Source organism: Phenylobacterium sp. P4_E10 (genome assembly GCF_056401675.1).
In genome coordinates this window covers 19,699-36,941 of record NZ_JBFUIW010000009.1, presented here as the reverse complement: position 1 = coordinate 36,941, position 17,243 = coordinate 19,699, and the positions used below count along the sequence as shown (strand labels likewise).

The 17,243-nt window shown below is 68.3% G+C and carries 15 protein-coding genes and 1 pseudogene; 6 read left to right on the top strand and 10 right to left on the bottom strand.

Annotation, left to right across the window (positions count from 1 at the left end):
• Nucleotides 1-65: 65 nt before the first annotated feature.
• From AC1DQJ_RS12105 to AC1DQJ_RS12080, 6 genes are all read right to left on the bottom strand, one after another.
• A complete protein-coding gene (locus AC1DQJ_RS12105) occupies nucleotides 66-1,163 on the bottom strand; it encodes a DUF2336 domain-containing protein (protein WP_477603571.1) in 1,098 nt (365 codons plus the stop codon).
• Between the two features lie 13 nt (nucleotides 1,164-1,176).
• Nucleotides 1,177-1,845, bottom strand: coding sequence for a hypothetical protein (locus AC1DQJ_RS12100; protein ID WP_477603569.1), 669 nt, complete (start codon nucleotides 1,843-1,845; stop codon nucleotides 1,177-1,179).
• A gap of 48 nt (nucleotides 1,846-1,893) precedes the next feature.
• Nucleotides 1,894-2,652 carry an ABC transporter permease gene (locus AC1DQJ_RS12095; protein ID WP_477603567.1) on the bottom strand — a complete coding sequence of 253 codons (759 nt, stop codon included), beginning with the start codon at nucleotides 2,650-2,652 and terminating at the stop codon, nucleotides 1,894-1,896.
• Nucleotides 2,649-3,395 (bottom strand): ABC transporter ATP-binding protein, encoded by a 747-nt coding sequence (locus tag AC1DQJ_RS12090; protein ID WP_477603565.1) that lies wholly within the window; start codon nucleotides 3,393-3,395, stop codon nucleotides 2,649-2,651. Before AC1DQJ_RS12090 ends, AC1DQJ_RS12095 begins: the two co-directional genes overlap by 4 nt.
• Nucleotides 3,396-3,540: 145 nt before the next feature.
• Complete coding sequence (locus tag AC1DQJ_RS12085) at nucleotides 3,541-4,548, bottom strand: ABC transporter substrate-binding protein (RefSeq protein ID WP_477603563.1); 1,008 nt, start codon at nucleotides 4,546-4,548, stop codon at nucleotides 3,541-3,543.
• Between the two features lie 66 nt (nucleotides 4,549-4,614).
• The gene (locus AC1DQJ_RS12080) at nucleotides 4,615-6,681 is read right to left on the bottom strand and encodes a hybrid sensor histidine kinase/response regulator (RefSeq protein ID WP_477603561.1); all 2,067 of its coding nucleotides are present in this window, start codon (nucleotides 6,679-6,681) and stop codon (nucleotides 4,615-4,617) included.
• 605 nt (nucleotides 6,682-7,286) lie between these two features.
• Between AC1DQJ_RS12080 and AC1DQJ_RS12075 the strand changes: the two genes are divergently transcribed.
• Complete coding sequence (locus tag AC1DQJ_RS12075) at nucleotides 7,287-8,300, top strand: SPOR domain-containing protein (protein WP_477603817.1); 1,014 nt, start codon at nucleotides 7,287-7,289, stop codon at nucleotides 8,298-8,300.
• Here AC1DQJ_RS12075 and AC1DQJ_RS12070 read toward each other — a convergent pair.
• Nucleotides 8,297-10,108, bottom strand: coding sequence for an ABC-F family ATP-binding cassette domain-containing protein (locus tag AC1DQJ_RS12070; protein ID WP_477603559.1), 1,812 nt, complete (start codon nucleotides 10,106-10,108; stop codon nucleotides 8,297-8,299). The two genes, AC1DQJ_RS12075 and AC1DQJ_RS12070, sit on opposite strands and share 4 nt — an antisense overlap.
• 147 nt (nucleotides 10,109-10,255) lie before the next feature.
• Here AC1DQJ_RS12070 and AC1DQJ_RS12065 point away from each other — a divergent pair, with 147 nt between their 5' ends.
• Nucleotides 10,256-11,884, top strand: a complete 1,629-nt coding sequence (locus tag AC1DQJ_RS12065) for an ABC-F family ATP-binding cassette domain-containing protein (protein ID WP_477603557.1) — start codon at nucleotides 10,256-10,258, stop codon at nucleotides 11,882-11,884.
• A 105-nt stretch (nucleotides 11,885-11,989) separates the two neighbouring features.
• On the opposite strand, the gene AC1DQJ_RS12060 is transcribed toward AC1DQJ_RS12065, so the two are convergent.
• Nucleotides 11,990-12,487, bottom strand: a complete 498-nt coding sequence (locus AC1DQJ_RS12060; RefSeq protein WP_477603555.1) for an STM3941 family protein — start codon at nucleotides 12,485-12,487, stop codon at nucleotides 11,990-11,992.
• A gap of 267 nt (nucleotides 12,488-12,754) precedes the next feature.
• Here AC1DQJ_RS12060 and AC1DQJ_RS12055 point away from each other — a divergent pair, with 267 nt between their 5' ends.
• The 3 genes from AC1DQJ_RS12055 (at nucleotide 12,755) to AC1DQJ_RS12045 (ending at nucleotide 14,278) form a co-directional block, all read left to right on the top strand.
• The gene (locus AC1DQJ_RS12055) at nucleotides 12,755-13,459 is read left to right on the top strand and encodes a choice-of-anchor J domain-containing protein (RefSeq protein WP_477603553.1); all 705 of its coding nucleotides are present in this window, start codon (nucleotides 12,755-12,757) and stop codon (nucleotides 13,457-13,459) included.
• Nucleotides 13,460-13,593: 134 nt separating this feature from the next.
• Nucleotides 13,594-13,770, top strand: a complete 177-nt coding sequence (locus AC1DQJ_RS12050) for a hypothetical protein (RefSeq protein WP_477603552.1) — start codon at nucleotides 13,594-13,596, stop codon at nucleotides 13,768-13,770.
• 55 nt (nucleotides 13,771-13,825) lie between these two features.
• On the top strand, nucleotides 13,826-14,278 hold the full coding sequence (locus tag AC1DQJ_RS12045) for a DUF695 domain-containing protein (protein WP_477603550.1): 453 nt from the start codon (nucleotides 13,826-13,828) through the stop codon (nucleotides 14,276-14,278).
• A gap of 6 nt (nucleotides 14,279-14,284) precedes the next feature.
• On the opposite strand, the pseudogene AC1DQJ_RS12040 reads toward AC1DQJ_RS12045, so the two are convergent.
• Nucleotides 14,285-14,434: pseudogene (locus AC1DQJ_RS12040) on the bottom strand (DUF4262 domain-containing protein); the annotation flags it as partial.
• Between the two features lie 112 nt (nucleotides 14,435-14,546).
• A complete protein-coding gene (gene pbpC / locus AC1DQJ_RS12035; protein ID WP_477603548.1) occupies nucleotides 14,547-16,688 on the bottom strand; it encodes a multimodular transpeptidase-transglycosylase PbpC in 2,142 nt (713 codons plus the stop codon).
• A gap of 47 nt (nucleotides 16,689-16,735) precedes the next feature.
• Here pbpC and AC1DQJ_RS12030 point away from each other — a divergent pair, with 47 nt between their 5' ends.
• Nucleotides 16,736-17,197 (top strand): YcgN family cysteine cluster protein, encoded by a 462-nt coding sequence (locus tag AC1DQJ_RS12030; protein WP_477603546.1) that lies wholly within the window; start codon nucleotides 16,736-16,738, stop codon nucleotides 17,195-17,197.
• Nucleotides 17,198-17,243: the final 46 nt, after the last annotated feature.

Here is a 17,243-nt window from a genome sequence, read left to right as displayed (position 1 = left end):
GGCAGGCGGATGCTGATGGCGGCGTCCGTCAGTTAGTGAGGTGAATCCGCCTGAACCGGACTTCCCTAGGCGGCGGCCATGTCGCCGGCCTTGCGGCGCATGCGCCAGAACCGGATGGTCCGCTGGGCCGCCTCGCGGGGCAGGTTCTCGTAGAGCTCGCCGTACTCGCGCGCCCGACCCATGGCGTTGGCGTCGCGGTCGAGGATCAGGACGGCGAAGGTCAGGTACAGCGAGCGCTCGAAGCCGGCCGCCTTGCAGACGATCGACAGGGCGTCGAGCTCGCGCCGCTCCAGAATACGGCGGGCGGTGTGGAAGTCGATGTCGGCCAGTTCGCACAGCGCGACCAGGAACTTGGTGGTCTCGCGGGAGCGCAGGAAGCCGGCCAGCACCTGCGGGGTGATCGCCCCGCGCAGCCGCAGCACGCGGACCTGCTTTTCGGCCTCGGCGTAGTCGGAGGGCAGGGCGCCGTCGCGGGCGGCCAGTTGCTTGCGCCCGGCGGCCAGGGCGGCGTCGAGCTCGGCCGGGTCAACCGCCTCGTTGCGGGCCAGGATCTCGCCGCGCAGGCGCGCCTCGACCACGAAATACATCTCGTTCAGCAGGTCGACCGGCAGCGACTTGCGCCTGACCACGGCCTCATGGAGGGCCGGGTTCTCGACCGCACGGTCGACGACCATTTCCTGGGTCTCGCGCGACATCAGCGCGCCCTCGTTGGCCAGCAGCAGGCCGAGCGTGTCGTCGTCGCCACGTTCGACGATCGCCTCGGACACCGCTTCGGAGACCATGGAGCGTTGAGAGATGGCGCGCAGGTGATCCTGGCCGCGGGTACGGGCGACCGACAGCAGGTCGTCGTCGCTGAGCGCGCGCGATCCCTCGAGGACCGGGCGGGCCACGTCGATGGAGACGTCGCGGGCCAGATCGCGCAGCAGGCCGCGCGGCGGCGCATCGGCGGCGGCCATGCGCTGGGCCAGCTCGCCACGGACGGCTTCTTCCATTTCGCCGGCCAGCTGGCTCAGCACGTCGTCGAACAGCTCGAGCTCCTCGCCGCCGCGGACGTCTTCGCTGGAGAAGAACAGGTCCGTGACCCCGCGCAGCAGCTCGCGCCGCCGCTCGCTGGACGGCTCCTTGGCCATCTCGATCAGGTCGTGAAGCTTGCTGCGGGCCATCGATGCGTCTTCTTCAGAAGGCGCCCGGACGGGCGTCCGGGGCGTCGTCGTCGGTCTTGGTCTTGGCCGCCGCCTCGCCGGCGGGCGGGCCGATCAGCACATAGCGGTTTCCAGCGGGCAGTTCGGGGATCGCGTCCGGCGTCAAGCCATAGCCGCGGTGGACAGAATAGAGCCGGGTGGCGCTCATGGCCGGCGCCGCGTTGGCCAGGCGTTGCGGCGCAGGCGCGACCGCCTGGTCCGGGTGCTGCGGGGCGGCTGCGGCGATCGACGGGCGAACCTGGGCGGGCGCGGGCGCGGGCGCAGCCGGGCCATAGATGCTGGTGGCAAGCCCTTGCGCGGGCTGCGCCGGAGGCGCGGCCTGACGCTGCAGCGGCAGCGGGACCTGAGGCTGGAAGGGGGCGTAGGCCGGGGCGGAGGCCTGGCGATAGGGAGTGGGCGCCGTCGGCAGCCGGGACGCGAAGGTCTGCGGCGCCGCAGGTACGGCCGGAGCGGCGGCCGGGGCGGGCGTCGGCGCCGCGCTGGCCTCCTTGTTGGCCCACGACAGCGGTCGGCCCAGATAGTTCGCGGCGGCCGCTTCCGCGAGCTGCAGGTTCGAGGCCGGCCCATAGCGGTCGCCCGCGGGCTGGGCCGCGGCGGTCAGAGGGCAGGCAAGCCCGGCAACTATGGCGAGGACGACGCGCATGGCGACAGCGTTAACTGACGCCGCTTAACCCTGACCTAACGGCCTAGATTAACGGCCCCTCCACCATACCAGGCCGAGCTGCTCGGCCTTGTCCAGCAAGGCGTGCAGCGCCACGCCCATCAGGCCCAGAACCACCAGGGCGGCGATCATCCGCGCCGTCTGCAGCTTGTTCCCGGCGTCGAGGATCTGCCAGGCCAGGCCGCGCACGCCGCCCGATCCGGCCCCGAACTCGGCCACCACCGCGCCGATGATCGCCAAGCCCGCGCCGACCTTGTGGCCTTCGAGCAGGAACGGCACGGCCGAGGGCAGGCGCAGGCGCATGACCCGGCTCCAGCGTCCGGCGCCGTAGAGGTCGAACAACCGCTCCAAGTCCGGATCGGCCGCCCGCAGTCCGGTCACCGCGCCGGAGAAGATCGGGAAGAAGGCGACCAGCACGGCCAGGGCGACGATCGCCCGTTCAGGATGGTCGATCCCCGCCCAGATCAGCACCAGCGGGGCGATGGCGACCACCGGGGTGACCTGGAGCACCGAGGCGAGCGGGCGCACCGCAGCCTCCAGCAACGGGCTGAGGCCGACGATCACCGCCAGTCCCACGGCCAGCAGGCTGGCGACGAGCAGAGCCACCAGTGCGGTGGAGAGCGTGATCCAGGCGGCTGACAACAAGCTCGGCAGGTTCTGGACCAGCGCCACGGCGACGCCGGACGGCGGCGGCAGGAAGTAGGCGGGCACCCCCATGGCGCGCACGGCGATCTCCCAGGCGGCCAGCAGCACGGCGAGCAGCACCAGCGGGGCGAGGATCTTGCTCACGCGGCCTGCTCCATGCCCTGGGCCAGCAGGGCCGAGACCTGCTCGACCGCGGTGCGGAATGCTTCGGACGTACGGAAGCCAGGCGCGCGCGGCAGCGGCGCTTCGACCCGGGCGATCCCGGCGATGCGGCCAGGCCCGCGGCTCAGCACGGCGACGCGGTCGGCCATATAGGCCGCCTCCTCGACATTGTGAGTCACGAAGACGATGGCCGGGCGCGAGCCCTGCCACAGCGCCAGGACGTCGTCGGCCAGGGTGCGGCGGGTGATCTCGTCGAGGGCTGCGAACGGCTCGTCGAGCAGCAGCAGGCGTGGCTCGGTGACCAGGGCGCGGGCCAGCGAGACCCGCATCGCCATGCCGCCCGACAAGGTCGCCGGCCGGGCCTTGATCGCATGGGCCAGGCCGACCCGTTCCAGGGCGGCGGCGGCCTTGGCCCGGCTCTCCTCGGCCGGTGCGCCGGCCAGCTCAAGCGGCAACGCGACATTGGCCTGGGCCGTCAGCCATGGAGCCAGGGTCGGAGCCTGGAAGACCACGGCGGTCTCGCCGCGGGCAGGCGTGCGGATCACCGCGCCACGGGTCGGCTCCTCGAGCCCCGCCAACAGTCGCAGCGCTGTGGATTTTCCGCAGCCTGACGGCCCGACCAGGGCCAGGATTTCGCCCGGCTCGACGGCCAGGTCGATCGGCCCCAGCGCCCGCCCACGCCCGGCATAGTCGACCTCGACGCCCTGCAGAGACGCGACGGTCATTGTAGCTGCTCCCCCCATGGGGGAGCTGGCAGCCGAACGGCTGACTGAGGGGGCCTGCTCACGTCGGCGAAATCCCCCTCCGTCTCGGCGCTGCGCGCCGATCCACCTCCCCCAGCAGGGGAGGATCTGTCGGCCAATCGCACGACTACTTCCCGACGAACTGCAGCGAGTAGGCGCTCTTGTAGTCCATGTCCTTGGGGTAGACGCCCTGATCGGCGGCGACCTTGAAGAACTCGGCCCAGCGGGCGTCGGTCATCACGCCGATTCCGCTGGCCTGGGCGTCGCCGGAGTCGACGATGCCGTAGGACTTCAGCTTCTCGCGAGCCTGGTCGAGGACATCCTGGGTCATTTCCGGATTGTCCTTCTTGATCAACGCGTCGCCCGGCGCGGCGTCGCCGTGCAGGTAGCTCTTCCAGCCGGCGGCGGAGGCTTCCACGAAGGCCTTCACTGCGGCCGGATTCTTGGCGATCAGGCTGTCGGGGACCAGGATCATGGTGGCGTAGCCGGGATAGCCCTCGTCGGCGAGCAGGAAGACCTTGGGCTTCAGTCCGGCCTGCTTCTCGATCGTATAGGGCTCGGAGGTCACGTAGCCCTGCTGGACCACCCGCTTGTCCGCCAGGAACGGGGCGGAGTTGAAGGTGTACTTGCGCACCTGGTCGTCGGTGAAGCCGTACTTGGATTTCAGCCAGACCCAGAACGCGGTGACCGAGGCGTCGGACAGCAGGATCGGACGGCCCTTCAGGTCGGCGATCTTCTCCAGCCCTTGGTCGGGGTGGGCGATCAGCACCTGCGGGTCCTTCTGCATCATGGCCGCCACGGCCTTCACCGGGATCTTCTCCTGGGCGAGGTTCATGACGATGAAGCTGTTGGAGCCCATGCCCGCCTCCACCGCGCCGGACGCCAGCAGCTGGGGCACGTTCACGCCGGGGCCCCCCTGGATGATCTGCACGTCCAGGTCGCGCTTGGCGTACTCGCCGGTGGCCACCGCCTGGTAGAAGCCGCCCTGTTCGGCCTGGGCGCGCCAGTCGGTGGCGAAGCGGATCGTCGTGCGGCCGTCGGGGGCCTTGGCGGACTCATCTTGTTTGGCCGGCGAGCAGGCGCAAACCAGGGCCGCAAGTGCGAGCGCGGCGAGGCGCAGAACCTTCATGGACATCCCCCAACTGATAGCGCCGGGAGCCTATGCTCAGCCGCGCGCCGTTCCAAGGCGAAGATCGGGGGATCAGGCCGCGGCGGCGTCCCGGGCCGGCGGCAGCCAGTGGGCCAGCACGTCGTGCAGGGCCTGGATCTGGATCGGCTTGCCTACCGCCGCGTTCATCCCGGCCTTGAGGCAGGCGGCCTCCATCTCGGGCATGACGTCAGCGCTCATGGCGATGATCGGCAGCTCAGCGCAGGCGCCGCCGACCGCGCGGATGGCCCGGGTCGCTTCAAGACCGTCCATCTGCGGCATGTGCACGTCCATCAGGATGAGGTCGCAGCCGGCCTTGGCCGCCTCCACGGCTTCCGCGCCGTTCTCGGCCAGCACCACTTCGCAGCCCAGCAGGCCGAGCACCGTGGCGCCCAGCTCGCGGTTCATCGGATGATCGTCAACCAGTAGGATGCGGGCGGCCAGCGGCGAGGCGTCCGCGGACGGGGCGGCGGCCAGGCCTCCCTCGGCGACTTTGGCGGGCAGTTCGAACCAGAAGGTGGCCCCTGCACCGAACTTGCTCTCGACGCCGATGCGGCCGCCCATCAGCTCGGTCAGCCCTTTGCAGATCGCCAGGCCCAGGCCGGTGCCGCCGTGGGTGCGGCTGACCGAGGAGTCTCCCTGGCTGAAGCGCTTGAACAGTCGGGCGATCTGGTCGGGCGGCACGCCGACGCCGGTGTCGGCGACCTTGAACCGCAGCAGCAGTCCGTCGGCCTGTTCCATCGCCTGGACGTCCAGCCGCACGCGGCCCGCAGCGGTGAACTTGATGGCGTTGGACAGCAGGTTGAGCAGGATCTGGCGCACCCGCAGGTCGTCGATCATCACCGGACGCTCGACCGGACCGATGAAGCCCAGCTGCAGGTCCAGGCCCTTGCGGCGCGCGGCCTCGGCGACGATGGCCAGGGCGTCCTGGGCGATGGCGCGCGGCGAGGCGGGCGCGGGCGACAGCTCGACCTCGCCGGCCTCCATCTTCGAGAAGTCGAGGATGTCGTTGACCACGGTCAGCAGCGAGGCCCCGGCGCGGTCGATCAGCGACAGTTGCCGGCGGGCCGGATCTGGCAGGTCGTCGCGCTTGAGCAGCACCTCGGTGAAGCCGACGATCGAGCTCATCGGGGTGCGGATCTCGTGGCTCATGGTCGCCAGGAACTCGGTCTTGGCGCGCCCGGCCGCCAGGGCGCGGTCCTGCGAGGCGCGGGCCACGCGGGTGCGGCTGGCCCACAGACGCTTCATCCGCTTCTGGTCGGCGATGGCCATGGCGGTGGCCAGGCTGGTGAAGAAGATCAGCGCGATCAGGAACTGCAGGCTGCGGGTGCGCTCGGCCAGGCTCCAGGCTGCGCCGTTGACCCGGGTGTCCATGGTCACGACCAAGCTGGAGAGGATGACCGCCATGATCAGCGCGCCGACCGCCGCGCCGCGCGGGCCCAGACGGAAGGCGATCAGGGCCAGGGTCGGGAACAGCAGCAGCGGCAGCGGAAAGCGGATGGGAATGAACGCCGCCACGCTCATCGCCGCCACCAGGGCGTAGAGCGCGATCTGCTCGGCCGGCGTGCGGCGGAAGTCGCGGACCATGTCCGGGCGCACGACCATCAGCGTCGCCGGCAGCACGATCGCCATGCCCAGCGCGTGGCCGTAGAACCAGCTGGCGAGCACCGTGTTGAAGCTGCGTCCGAAGAACGTGAAGATGTCGGCCGCCAGCAGGGCGGTCACCGCCGTCGCCGGCGCGATCGCAAGCGCCAGCAGCCGGGCGACCCGGGCCAGGCTGGTCAGGCGCATGGTGGCGCCGCAGGCCTTGCGCGCCAGCCAGGCCGTCGCTAGGGCCTCGCCGAAGATAAGGGCGGGGAACGTCAGGGCCGCCGCGAGGTCGTTGCCGATCACCAGATTGTAGCCGAAGTGGACGGCGAGGCAGACGCCGCCCACGGCCAGGCCAAGGCCCCAGGGCAGCACCAGGAACGCGGCCGTCAGGACCCCGCCGGCCAGCCAGATGGTGGCGATGCCGCCCCCTCCACGGGTCAGGCTCAGGCCGAACATCATGCAGACGACGAAGGCCACGGTGAGGCCTGCGGCGAGCGCCAGATCTGTTTGCCGAGAGTGGCGAGCGGTCATGGAAGTCCCTGCGGAGTGAGGGAATTCTGACTGCTGCGAGGCAACCAAAGGCTTAAGGGGGCGCTGGACAGTTTGTCGCAGCGCCGCGGCTGGCGGCGGCCCCATAGCAAGAGGGCGGCGCGGCGGCTTTCCCGCGGCGTCGCCCTCTCATCCAGATCCCTATGCGGGAACTGCGCACTGAGGTGTGAGGTCCGCGACTTCGAATATGGGGGTTCCCCATTGGTGTCCGTCGCGTTCCGATGTCCTCTGGAGGGAAGGTCCCGGGTCGCCCTGGTCCCATCCTCGTAAGAACCTTCCGCCCGCTCGGCGTTTCGGTTTCCCGTCCCGCCCGCGCCGCAGTCCCTCTCGGCCCCTTGACGTTCTCACCGGCTCAGCTAGGACGCAATCTTCCCGCGCCGCGCCCATGTGAACAGGTCCCGGCCGCCGGGTGGACAAGCTGTGCAGGACTTGGGGAACAGCGCCGGCTCCCTAAGAAAATTCAAGCGTCGCAATTATCCACAGGAATGCTGCATCAGGGCTGCTCATGCCCGCGATTCTCGCTAACCATGTTACGCCGATGCGAACTAAGCGACCTGCGGCGGGGGTCTGGAGGCGGTTTTCCCTTGGTGCGGCTGGGTCTGGTGATGGTGGTGGCGATGACGGCGGCGGCCCTGGCCGGTCCGGCCGACGCCGACGTCAGCGAGGCGGCGCCCGGCGAGCGCAAGGCCATCGCCGCAAGCGGCCTGCCGAAGACCTCGGTGGTGGCGGTGAAGTCCGGCATGGTCGTGGCGATCCGCAACCGCGGCGCAATCAGCACCGCCGGCGCCGTCATCGAAGGGATCACCCTGCAGGGCGAGGTGGTCTCGCACGACGCCGCCCAGTTCCTCGGCTACCGCTCGATGCGCTCCACGGTGAACGTCGACTGCGTGCGTCGGCGCGACCAGGTCGTGAAGATGACGGTCTATTCCGAGCCCGGCGCCAAGGGTGCGGCCGTGGTCCGCCAGGTGCCCGGCGGCTGGGCGCAACCCTCGCCGGACGCCTATCTGGCCGCCGTCATCGCCAGCGTCTGCGGCGGCGCGCCACAGCAACTGGCCGCGGCGTCGCCGCTCCCTGCCAAGGACGCCGCGGCGGTCAGCGCCGACCGGCCGGTCCGAGTCGCCCGGCCGCCGCGCAGCCGCCCGGCGCCCGTCCCTGCAGATCCGCTGCCTCCGCCGTCGATGCCCGAGGTCGTCGGCCCCGACCAGCCGATGCGGACCTCAGTGGAGGCGCGCTATCGAGCGCCGATCGCTCAACTGGTTTCCAACTCGGCCGCGCCCGAACTGCGGCCCGCCATCCAGCCCTCGCCCACGCCGAAGCCGGCGGCGAAGTCCGCCCCGGCTGCGCCGCCCAAGCCGGCGGCGAAGCCCAAGGCCCAGCCCGGCAAGCTCTCCGTGCAGATCGCCGCCTCGCCGAGCGAGAGCCAGGCGCGGGAGGCCTTGGCGAAGGTGAAGCGCCAGGTCGCGCCGCCGCTGTCGACGCAGGTCAAGTCGGTGACGGTGGACGGCAAGACCTACCACCGGGCCCTGGTCACCGGCTTCGCCACCCGGGCCGAAGCGCAGGCGTTCTGCGGCGCGCTGAAGGGCGACTGTTTCGTCCGCTAACGCGCCAGCGCCTCGCGCCGCTCTTCCAGCTCCAGCCATTCTTCCTCGGCGGCGCCCAGCTCCTGGCGGGCGGCTTCCAAGGCGGCGTTGATCCGGGCGAAGCCGGCCGGGTCGCGGCTGTAGAGGTTGGGGTCGTGAAGATCGTGCTCGAGCTTGGCGATCTTGCCGGGCAGGGAGTGGATCAGCCCGTCCAGCTCCTGCAGCCGGCGCTGGTCCTTGTAGGAGAGCTTGGTCGGCTTGGCGGGCTCGGCCTTGACGGCGGCAGGCTTGGGCGCAGCGGGCGCCGGGGCCGCGCCGTCGGCCACCGAGCGGAAGTAGCCCGGGTTCTGCGACAGGAAATCCTGCCAGCCGCCGGGCGTCTCCACGACCTTGCCGTGGCCGTTCAGGGCGATGGTCGAGGTGGCCAGCCGGTCGACGAAGTCGCGGTCGTGGCTGACCAGGATCAAGGTGCCCTCGAAGTCGGCCAGCAGGTCCTCCAGCAGGTCCAGGGTGTCCATGTCGAGGTCGTTGGTCGGTTCGTCCAGCACCAGCAGGTTGGCTGGCGTGGCCAGGGCGCGGGCCAGTAGCAGGCGGTTGCGCTCACCGCCGGAAAGGCTGCGAACCGGCTGGCGCAACTGGTTGTCGGTGAACAGGAATTCCTTGGCGTAGGCGGCCACGTGCTTGGGCATTCCACGCACCATCACCTGGTCGCCGCCCAGCGGCGTCAGCACGTCGCGCAGCAGCATCTCCGGCTTCAGGTCGGCCCGGCCCTGGTCGATATAGGCGATCTCCAGGTTGACCCCGAGGTTCACGCCGCCGGCGTCCGGCGCCAATTCGCCCAGCAGCAGCTTGACCAGGGTGGTCTTGCCCGCGCCGTTCGGGCCGACGATGGCGACCCTGTCGCCGCGCATGATCCGGGTGGAGAAATCCTTCACCAGCACCCGGTCGCCGAACGCCTTGGAGATGTTCTTCACCTCGGCGACCCGCTGGCCCGAGAGCCCGGACGAGGCCAGGCCCATCGAGAGGTCGCCGCGCACCTCGCGCATGCGCTCGACCTTGGTCTTGCGCAGATCCATCAGCGCCCGGCGGCGGCCCTCGTTGCGGGCCCGCCGGCCGGTGACGCCGCGGCGCAGCCAGTATTCTTCCTTCTCCAGCTGCTTATCGAGCCGGCGGCCTTCCTCGGCCTCGGCGGCCAGGATGCGCTCGACCCATTCGTCGAAGGCCGCGAACCCCTTCTCGAGCCGGCGCACCCGCCGGTGCTCGAGCCAGAAGCAGCGATTGGTGACCCGCTCCAGGAAGGTGCGGTCGTGGCTGACGATGACCAGGGCGGACCGCGAGGCGGCGATCTCCGCCTCCAGCGTCTCGATCGCCAGGATGTCCAGGTGGTTGGTCGGCTCGTCTAGCAGGATGACGTCAGGCGCCTCGGCGAAGGCGCGCGACAGGGCGGCGCGGCGGATCTCGCCGCCCGACAGGCCCTTGGTCGGCTTGGCGGGATCGACCCCGAACATTTCCAGCGCCGCTTCGCCGCGGTGCGGTTCGGCCCCGCCGGCGATCACGTAGTCCAGCAGCGTCTCACCGGTGATGTCCGGCTCCTGCGGAACATAGGCTATGCGGATTGACGGCTGCACCGTCCGCTCGCCTTCGTCGGCGGAGATCTGCCCGGCCAGGATCTTCAGCAGGGTCGACTTGCCGGCGCCGTTGCGGCCGACCAGGCAGGCGCGCGAGCGCGGCTCCACGGCCAGGTCGACGCCGTCGAACAGCATTTTGGGTCCGTCGGCGAGGCGGACGTCCTTGAGCGCGAGAACGGGGGGCTTCATTGGCGCACGCACATAGACACTCCGCCGCCCCGAAGCGACCCCCCTTGTCGCCCGCTGGCCAAGGGGGCGGGTACTCACACCGCGCCCAATCATCGCGCTTGGAACTGGCATGGCTCTAAGGCTGGCGTTCCCCGTCTACCCGAGCTAGCAGACCGCCCCATGATCCGCCTCGACAATATTTCCAAGCAGAACGGCCACCAAATCCTGTTCATCGAAGCCTCGATGGGCGTCCAAAAGGGCGAAAAGGTCGGGCTCGTCGGCCCGAACGGCGCCGGCAAGACGACGCTGTTCCGCATGATCACCGGTCAGGAACAACCTGACGACGGACTGGTCACGATCGATCCCGGAATGACCATCGGCTACTTCAGCCAAGACGTCGGCGAAATGTCGGGCCAGAGCGCGGTCGCCGCGGTGATGGATGGCGTCGGTCCCGTCAGCGCGCTGGCCGCGGAAATGGCCAAGCTCGAAGCGGCCATGGTCGATCCGGACCAGGCCGACGAACTGGACGCCGTCATCGAACGCTATGGCGAGGTGCAGGAACGCTTCGAGGAGCTGGACGGCTATGCGCTGGACGCGCGGGCGCGCGAGGTGCTGGCCGGCCTGAGCTTCAGCCAGGAACGCATGGATGGCGATGTCGGTCTGCTGTCCGGCGGCTGGAAGATGCGCGTGGCGCTGGCCCGCATCCTGCTGATGCGGCCCGACGGCATGCTGCTGGACGAACCCAGCAACCACCTCGACCTGGAAAGCCTGATCTGGCTTGAGGCCTTCCTCAAGAACTATGACGGCGCGCTGTTGATGACCTCGCACGACCGCGCCTTCATGAACCGCATCATCGGCAAGGTGGTGGAGATCGACGCCGGCTCGCTCATCACCTATTCGGGCGACCTCGATTTCTACGACCAGCAGCGCGCGCTCAGCGAACAGCAACGCCAGGCGCAATACGAGCGCCAGCAGGCCATGCTGGCCAAGGAAATCAACTTCATCGAGAAGTTTAAGGCGCGCGCCTCGCACGCCGCCCAGGTCCAGAGCCGGGTGAAGAAGCTCGACAAGATCGAACGTGTCGAGGCGCCGCGCCGGCGCCAGTCGGTCCAGTTCGAGTTCAGGAGCCCGCCGCGGTCGGGCGACGACGTGATCAGCCTGCGCGATGTCCATAAGGGCTACGGCGACCAGCCGATCTATGAGGGCCTCGATTTCCTGGTGCGCCGCAAGGAACGCTGGTGCGTCCTAGGCGCCAACGGCGCCGGCAAATCGACCCTGTTGAAACTGGTGGCCGGCGACACCGCCGCCGACCAGGGCACGGTGAGCATCGGCGCCAGCGTCAAGATGGGTTACTTCGCCCAGCACTCCATGGACCTGCTGGACGGCGAAGAGACGATCTTCGAGTCCCTGGACGGCTCGTTCCCGCAGGCGGGCCAGGGCGCGCTGCGCACCCTGGCGGGGTGCTTCGGCTTCTCCGGCGACGATGTCGACAAACCCTGCCGCGTGTTGTCCGGCGGCGAGAAAGCGCGGCTGGTCATGGCCAAGATGCTGTTCGATCCGCCGAACCTGCTGGTGCTCGACGAGCCGACCAACCACCTGGACATGGCGACCAAGGAGATGCTGGTCGCGGCCCTGGCGGACTTCGAGGGCACCATGCTCTTCGTCTCGCACGACCGCCATTTCCTGGGCGCCCTGTCGAACCGCGTGCTGGAACTGACCCCCGAGGGCGTCCATCAGTACGGCGGCGGCTATACGGAGTATGTCAGCCGCACGGGCCAGGAAGCGCCGGGGCTGCACCCGGGCGGGTAGCGCCATCGGCTCCCAGCGCCGCCGGTGACGCGCGGACGGAGCTCAGCGCCGAACTGGCCTAGCGAGCAGGTCCGCCATCCGGACGAGGCCCGCTCTCGACCCCTGTCAGGCATTCTCGACCGCGGCGTTTCTCGTGGCCAAGGCCCGCAGACGGTAGGTCTCGAGTTCGGCGACCATCTCCTCTGGAGACCGCGCCCAGCCCTTCGGCAGCGCTCCTTCCGCGCCGAAACTCCGGGCGAACCGAACCATCGGCGAGACCTCACGCGCACCCGCCTTGTAGCTGAAGCCGATCATCTTGCCGCCCCTCGCAAGGCGGTAGACGAAGAACTCATCAATGTCGCGCCAGTGGACCTTCTTCGGGGACCTGACAAAGCCACCAAGCAGCGTGAAGCCCTCATCGTCGAGCAGAAGTCTCTGGGGACGGATGAGCATCCATACGAAGACGACCGCGCATAGGCCGAAGAAGCCAACGCAGAGCTGAAGCTTCCAGGCGTCCCGGTCGGGGTGCTGGAGCAAGAACAGCGCGCTGACGACAAACGCCAAGTTCCCGCCCAGATACAGAACGGTCTTCCATCGCGAGCCGGAAATCTCTGTCGCGCCCATGGCCGCCCCCCTCTCTCAACGCCACGCTGCATCGTTAAACTCGACCGCCAGGCGCCACTTTTGGAGCTCAGGCTTCGCTCCAACGGCTGACCTCCGCGGCTCATCCTTGCGCTGCCCCCCGAAACTACAAGGCGCGCGCCAAGACCCTAGCCCCGGAACACTCGCCGCCGCTCACCGTAGACCTATTGATGTAGCTTCACTGTAATCTCTTGTATGGGGCCAAATTAACCCATAGGAGCAGACATGAAGAGTTAATCGGGGTGCCTAATGAAAAAGTCCGGCTTGTCAGTTCTTCCCTCGGCGCTACTTCTCGCGGCGGCCCTTTTCACGACGAGTACGCCCAGCCGAGCAGGTACGCTCCTTAGCGAGTCCTTCGACAATATCTCGAATCTGTCCGGAAAGGGCTGGGTTCTGACCAACGAGAGCTCGTCGATCGGCTCAACGGGCGGCTGGTATCAAGGAGACCAAACCGTCTTTTCATCCCAAGCGGGATCCCCAGAGGGGTACGTGGCCAGCAATTACAATGCGGCCCTCCCGGGGGGCACGTTGGCAAACTGGCTAATCACGCCGCTTTTTTCGACTGCCGCCGCCGGTACTGTGACCTTCTGGGCGCGGGCCGTAGCAGATCCCGACTACCCCGAGTATGAGGATCACATTAGTTTCGGATTCAGCGACGGCAGCAGCGCAACTGCGAATTTCACCAACATTACGGGACCGATCCTCCTTCCTGGTAAATGGCAAGAATTCAGCATCGCGTTCGCGGCGCAAGGCGCGGGATCGACGGGAAGATTCGCCATCGAATACGTGGGGTACGCCGACCTTTCCAACTATATGGGCGTGGATACCTTGAGCATCCAAACTGACGCGCCTTCAGCCGTCCCCGAGCCCTCCACTTGGGCGATGATGGTCCTTGGCTTCGCGGGCCTGGGCGCGGTGCTCCGAGGTCGCCGGCGATCTGTCTTGCGGGCTTGAGATTCGAGCATACTGGCCGCGGAACTGACGGGCGCATCTAGCGACATCGGTGCGATTGCTCCGGGTCGCTATGCCGACATCGTAGCAGTGCACGGCGATCCACTAGCCACGGCCTTGTTCGAGAAGGTCCCTTCGTGACGAAGGGCGGCGTTGTCTGCCGGCAGGACGAAGCCTACAGCCCCGACAAGGTAGGTTTGGAACGCGGGGCCGCCGCCCGGTTACGCGGCTTCTTGTGCGGCGGCGTGGACTTCAAAGGCCCCAAGCCCAACGGTCTTTCCTATAGGCCCGACGAGGTGGACCTGATGGCGTAGGCTCGAGCAAAGGTTCGGGCCCCGATAGACATCACGGTATTGAAGCGAGGACGCCTTGACGCGGGACTGGGATCATTATCTGCGCACACTGGGCGAGGACCTCGCCTCGATTTATCTCGATCTGGCCCAGGCCAAGGTCGCGCCGGTGTCGTCGCACCAGCATTCGACGATGGTGTCGGTCGCGATGCTCCGCGCTCAGGAAAACGGCATGTCGAGCGATGACGAATTCAAGGATCTCATCGCGCTCGAAGATGATCTGGAAGCGTCGGTCCACGCGATCGGCGCGATCTATGTTGGCCGGCTGACGACGCGCGGTCGCCGGGTGTTTTACCTATATTCGTCCGACCTCGCGGTCGTCGAAGCAGCGGTCACCGAGGTGATGGGGAGACATTCGCCCTATGTCCTGGAAATGACCGATCGGCCCGATCCCGACTGGTTGACCTATTTCGATTTCCTCTACCCCAGCGCGGCGGACTACCAGCGCATGAAGAATCGACGCTTGAACTAGTTCTGCCTACTCCGCCGCCGCAGCCTCGGCGGCCCAGCCTCGCTCGGTGAGATCGATTTGCGCGCGGGCATATTGGGAATCGAAGCCGTCCTCCCACGGGAAAAGGCCGGCGTCGTCGGGCCAAACGACCTGCAGACATTCGAAATCGTCGCCGCGATAGAACCACCGGAGGTCCGCTCTGGGGTGCTGAGATCACCCAGCGCCGCCAAGCCCAGGGTCTCGCCGTCGGAGCACGCAGTTCACCCAGCTTTCAGTTCGACGGCGATCACTAGTTCGGCGCGGGCTCGATCTCCAGGGTCTGTTCCTGCGCAGGATCGTCCGGCTCGATAAGCTGCGGAGGCGGCGGGCCGGGCGCATTCTCCTTGGCCGTCTCTTCGAACTCGAAGGCCAGGCCGCGGTAGAACTCGTTGCGCGGATCGTCCTCGTAGACCGGCTCGGGGTCGGGCAGCAGCCAGTCGAAGTCGCGGCTCGCCAGGGTCATGTGGGCGGCGGCCATGTAGTCGCGCCAGATGGCGGCGGCGACCTGGCCGCCGGTGACCTGGTTCATCGGCCGGTCGTCGTCATTGCCGACCCAGACGCCGGCCACGTAGTCGGGGGTGAAGCCGACGAACCAGGCGTCGCGGAAGTTCTGGCTGGTGCCGGTCTTGCCGGCGGCCGGGCGCCCGAAATTGGCCCGGGTGCCGGTGCCTTCGGTGACCACCTTCTGCATCATCTTCACCATCATGCTGGCCCAGTGGATGTCGTAGGCGGGCACCGGCGAGGCGGTCTTGTGGTCGAACACCACCTGGCCATCGACGGTCTGGATGCGGGCGACGATGAACGGGGTGATGCGGTTCCCGCCCTGCTGGAACACCTGATAGGCCGAGGTCATCTCGATCAGGGGCACCTCGTAGGCGCCCAGGGCGACCGACAGGTTCGGGTTGGCGGGCAGGGTGGTGATGCCGAAGCGGCTGGCCAGGTTGGCGATCGCTGGCGCCCCGACCTCCTCGCCCAGCCGCACCGCGACGGTGTTGAGCGAACGGGCCAGGGCCTGCTCGACGCTCACGGTTCCGGCGTACTTGCCGCCGTAGTTCTTGGGCTCCCAGTCGCCGATCTTCACCGGCGCGTCGACGCGGGTGTCGGACGGCAGCACGCCCTTTTCGAGGGCCGCAGCGTAGACGAACGGCTTGAAGCTGGAGCCCGGCTGGCGCCTGGCCTGGACCGCGCGGTTGAACACGCTCTTGGTGTAGTCGACGCCGCCGACCATGGTGCGGATCGCGCCGGTGGAGTCGATCGCCACCATCGCGCCCTGGCTGGCGCCGCTGGCCTTGCCGTCCACCTCAATGATCCGCCGCAGCACCTGGGCGCCGGCCGCCTGGAGGCGCGGATCGACGGTCAGGGTGACCAACAGGTCGGGCGAATTCTCGCCGACCATCTTCAGCACTTCGGCCTGGGCGTAGTCGATCAGGTAGCCGTTGTCCCCGTCATTGGCGAGGGCGGTGGCGGCCAGCTGCGGCGGGCGCGCCAGGGCCTGGCGCATCTCCGCCTCGCTGATCCAGTTCTCGCCGCGCATCCGCTCCAGCACCAGGCGCTGGCGCTCCAGGGCCTTGTCCATGTTGCGGTGGAGCGCCATGCGCGAGGGCGCCTTGGGCAGGGACGCCAGCAGCGCGGCCTCGCCCAGGCTCAGCTCGCTGGCCGGCTTGCCGAAATAGGTCCGCGACGCGCCGTCGAGGCCGAAGGTGTTGGCCCCGAAATAGATCCGGTCGAGGTAGAGCTCGAGCACCTCGTCCTTGGACAGCATCTGCTCGAGCTTGTTGGCGAGCGCCGCCTCCTGGATCTTGCGCTTCAGGTTCTGCTGCGGGGAGAGGAACATCCCCTTGGCCAGCTGCTGGGTGATGGTCGAGCCGCCCTCGACCACGCGCCCGGCCTTGTGGTTGGCGTAGGCGGCCCGGCCGATCGCCCAGGGGTCGACCGCGCCGTGGTGGTAGAAGCGCCTGTCCTCGGCCGCCAGGAACGCCTTGGGCACGTAGTCCGGAAGCTGGGCCAGCCGCACGTTCTCGCCGTACTGCGGCCCGCGCGAGGCGATGAAGGCGCCGTTCATGTCGTAGAACTTGATCGCCGGCGCCCGGGTGGAGGCGTAGATCTCCTGGCGGGTTGGCACCTCCGGCAGGTCCTGCAGGTACTTGTCGTTGACGTAGTTCCAGGCCGCCGCCGCGGCGATCAGGCCGGCGCCGACCATCACCAGCAGCACGATCGCCAGCCACTTGAGGATGCTCGCCCCGCGACCCCGGCCGCCCTTGCCTTTGCCGCCCTTACCGGGCAGGTCGGCGCGGAAGGGCTCTGTGGGCTCCGGCGCGGCCTTGGGCGCGCCTGGACGCAGGCCGCCGGCGGGCTTCGGAGTCTGGTCGGAGTCGTTGTTCTCGTCGGTCACGGGTAATCTGGGGCGGCGTAATCTGGTTTGTGTAGGACGCCCTTATCATGGCTTCGAGGCCTTTCTGGGAAACGAAGTCTCTCGAGCAGATGACTGTTCGCGAGTGGGAGAGCCTCTGCGACGGCTGCGGCCTGTGCTGTCTGGTGCGGTTCGAGGACGAAGACACCGGCGAGGTCTTCCCCACCCGGGTGCACTGCAAGCTGTTCGATTCCCAGGCCTGCACCTGCACCAACTACCCCGAGCGCAAGAAGTACGTGCCCGACTGCATCAAGCTGACCCCGCACAACATCGACGACCTGCAGTGGATGCCCAAGAGCTGCGCCTATCGCCGGATCAACGAAGGCCGCGGCCTGGCCGACTGGCATCCGCTGATCTCGGGCGACCCGGAAAGCGTTCATGAAGCGGGCGTTTCGATCCGCGGCGAGACGATCAGCGAGGAGACGTTGGACGATCCCGAAGACGCCCTTCAGTATGCGGCCTGGGATCTGCTCGAGGAGCGCGGCGACTAGGTCGATCGCACAATTGTGGTAAATATGTCACAACCGGGCTTGCGCC

Bases quoted from the DNA above. Each gene is read 5' to 3' on its own strand.
- AC1DQJ_RS12080 (WP_477603561.1), bottom strand. From the start codon at position 6,681: ATGACCGCTCGCCACTCTCGGCAAACAGATCTGGCGCTCGCCGCAGGC.
- AC1DQJ_RS12105 (WP_477603571.1), bottom strand. From the start codon at position 1,163: ATGGCCCGCAGCAAGCTTCACGACCTGATCGAGATGGCCAAGGAGCCG.
- AC1DQJ_RS12060 (WP_477603555.1), bottom strand. From the start codon at position 12,487: ATGGGCGCGACAGAGATTTCCGGCTCGCGATGGAAGACCGTTCTGTAT.
- AC1DQJ_RS12030 (WP_477603546.1), top strand. From the start codon at position 16,736: ATGGCTTCGAGGCCTTTCTGGGAAACGAAGTCTCTCGAGCAGATGACT.
- AC1DQJ_RS12090 (WP_477603565.1), bottom strand. From the start codon at position 3,395: ATGACCGTCGCGTCTCTGCAGGGCGTCGAGGTCGACTATGCCGGGCGT.
- AC1DQJ_RS12065 (WP_477603557.1), top strand. From the start codon at position 10,256: ATGATCCGCCTCGACAATATTTCCAAGCAGAACGGCCACCAAATCCTG.
- AC1DQJ_RS12085 (WP_477603563.1), bottom strand. From the start codon at position 4,548: ATGTCCATGAAGGTTCTGCGCCTCGCCGCGCTCGCACTTGCGGCCCTG.
- AC1DQJ_RS12100 (WP_477603569.1), bottom strand. From the start codon at position 1,845: ATGCGCGTCGTCCTCGCCATAGTTGCCGGGCTTGCCTGCCCTCTGACC.
- AC1DQJ_RS12055 (WP_477603553.1), top strand. From the start codon at position 12,755: ATGAAAAAGTCCGGCTTGTCAGTTCTTCCCTCGGCGCTACTTCTCGCG.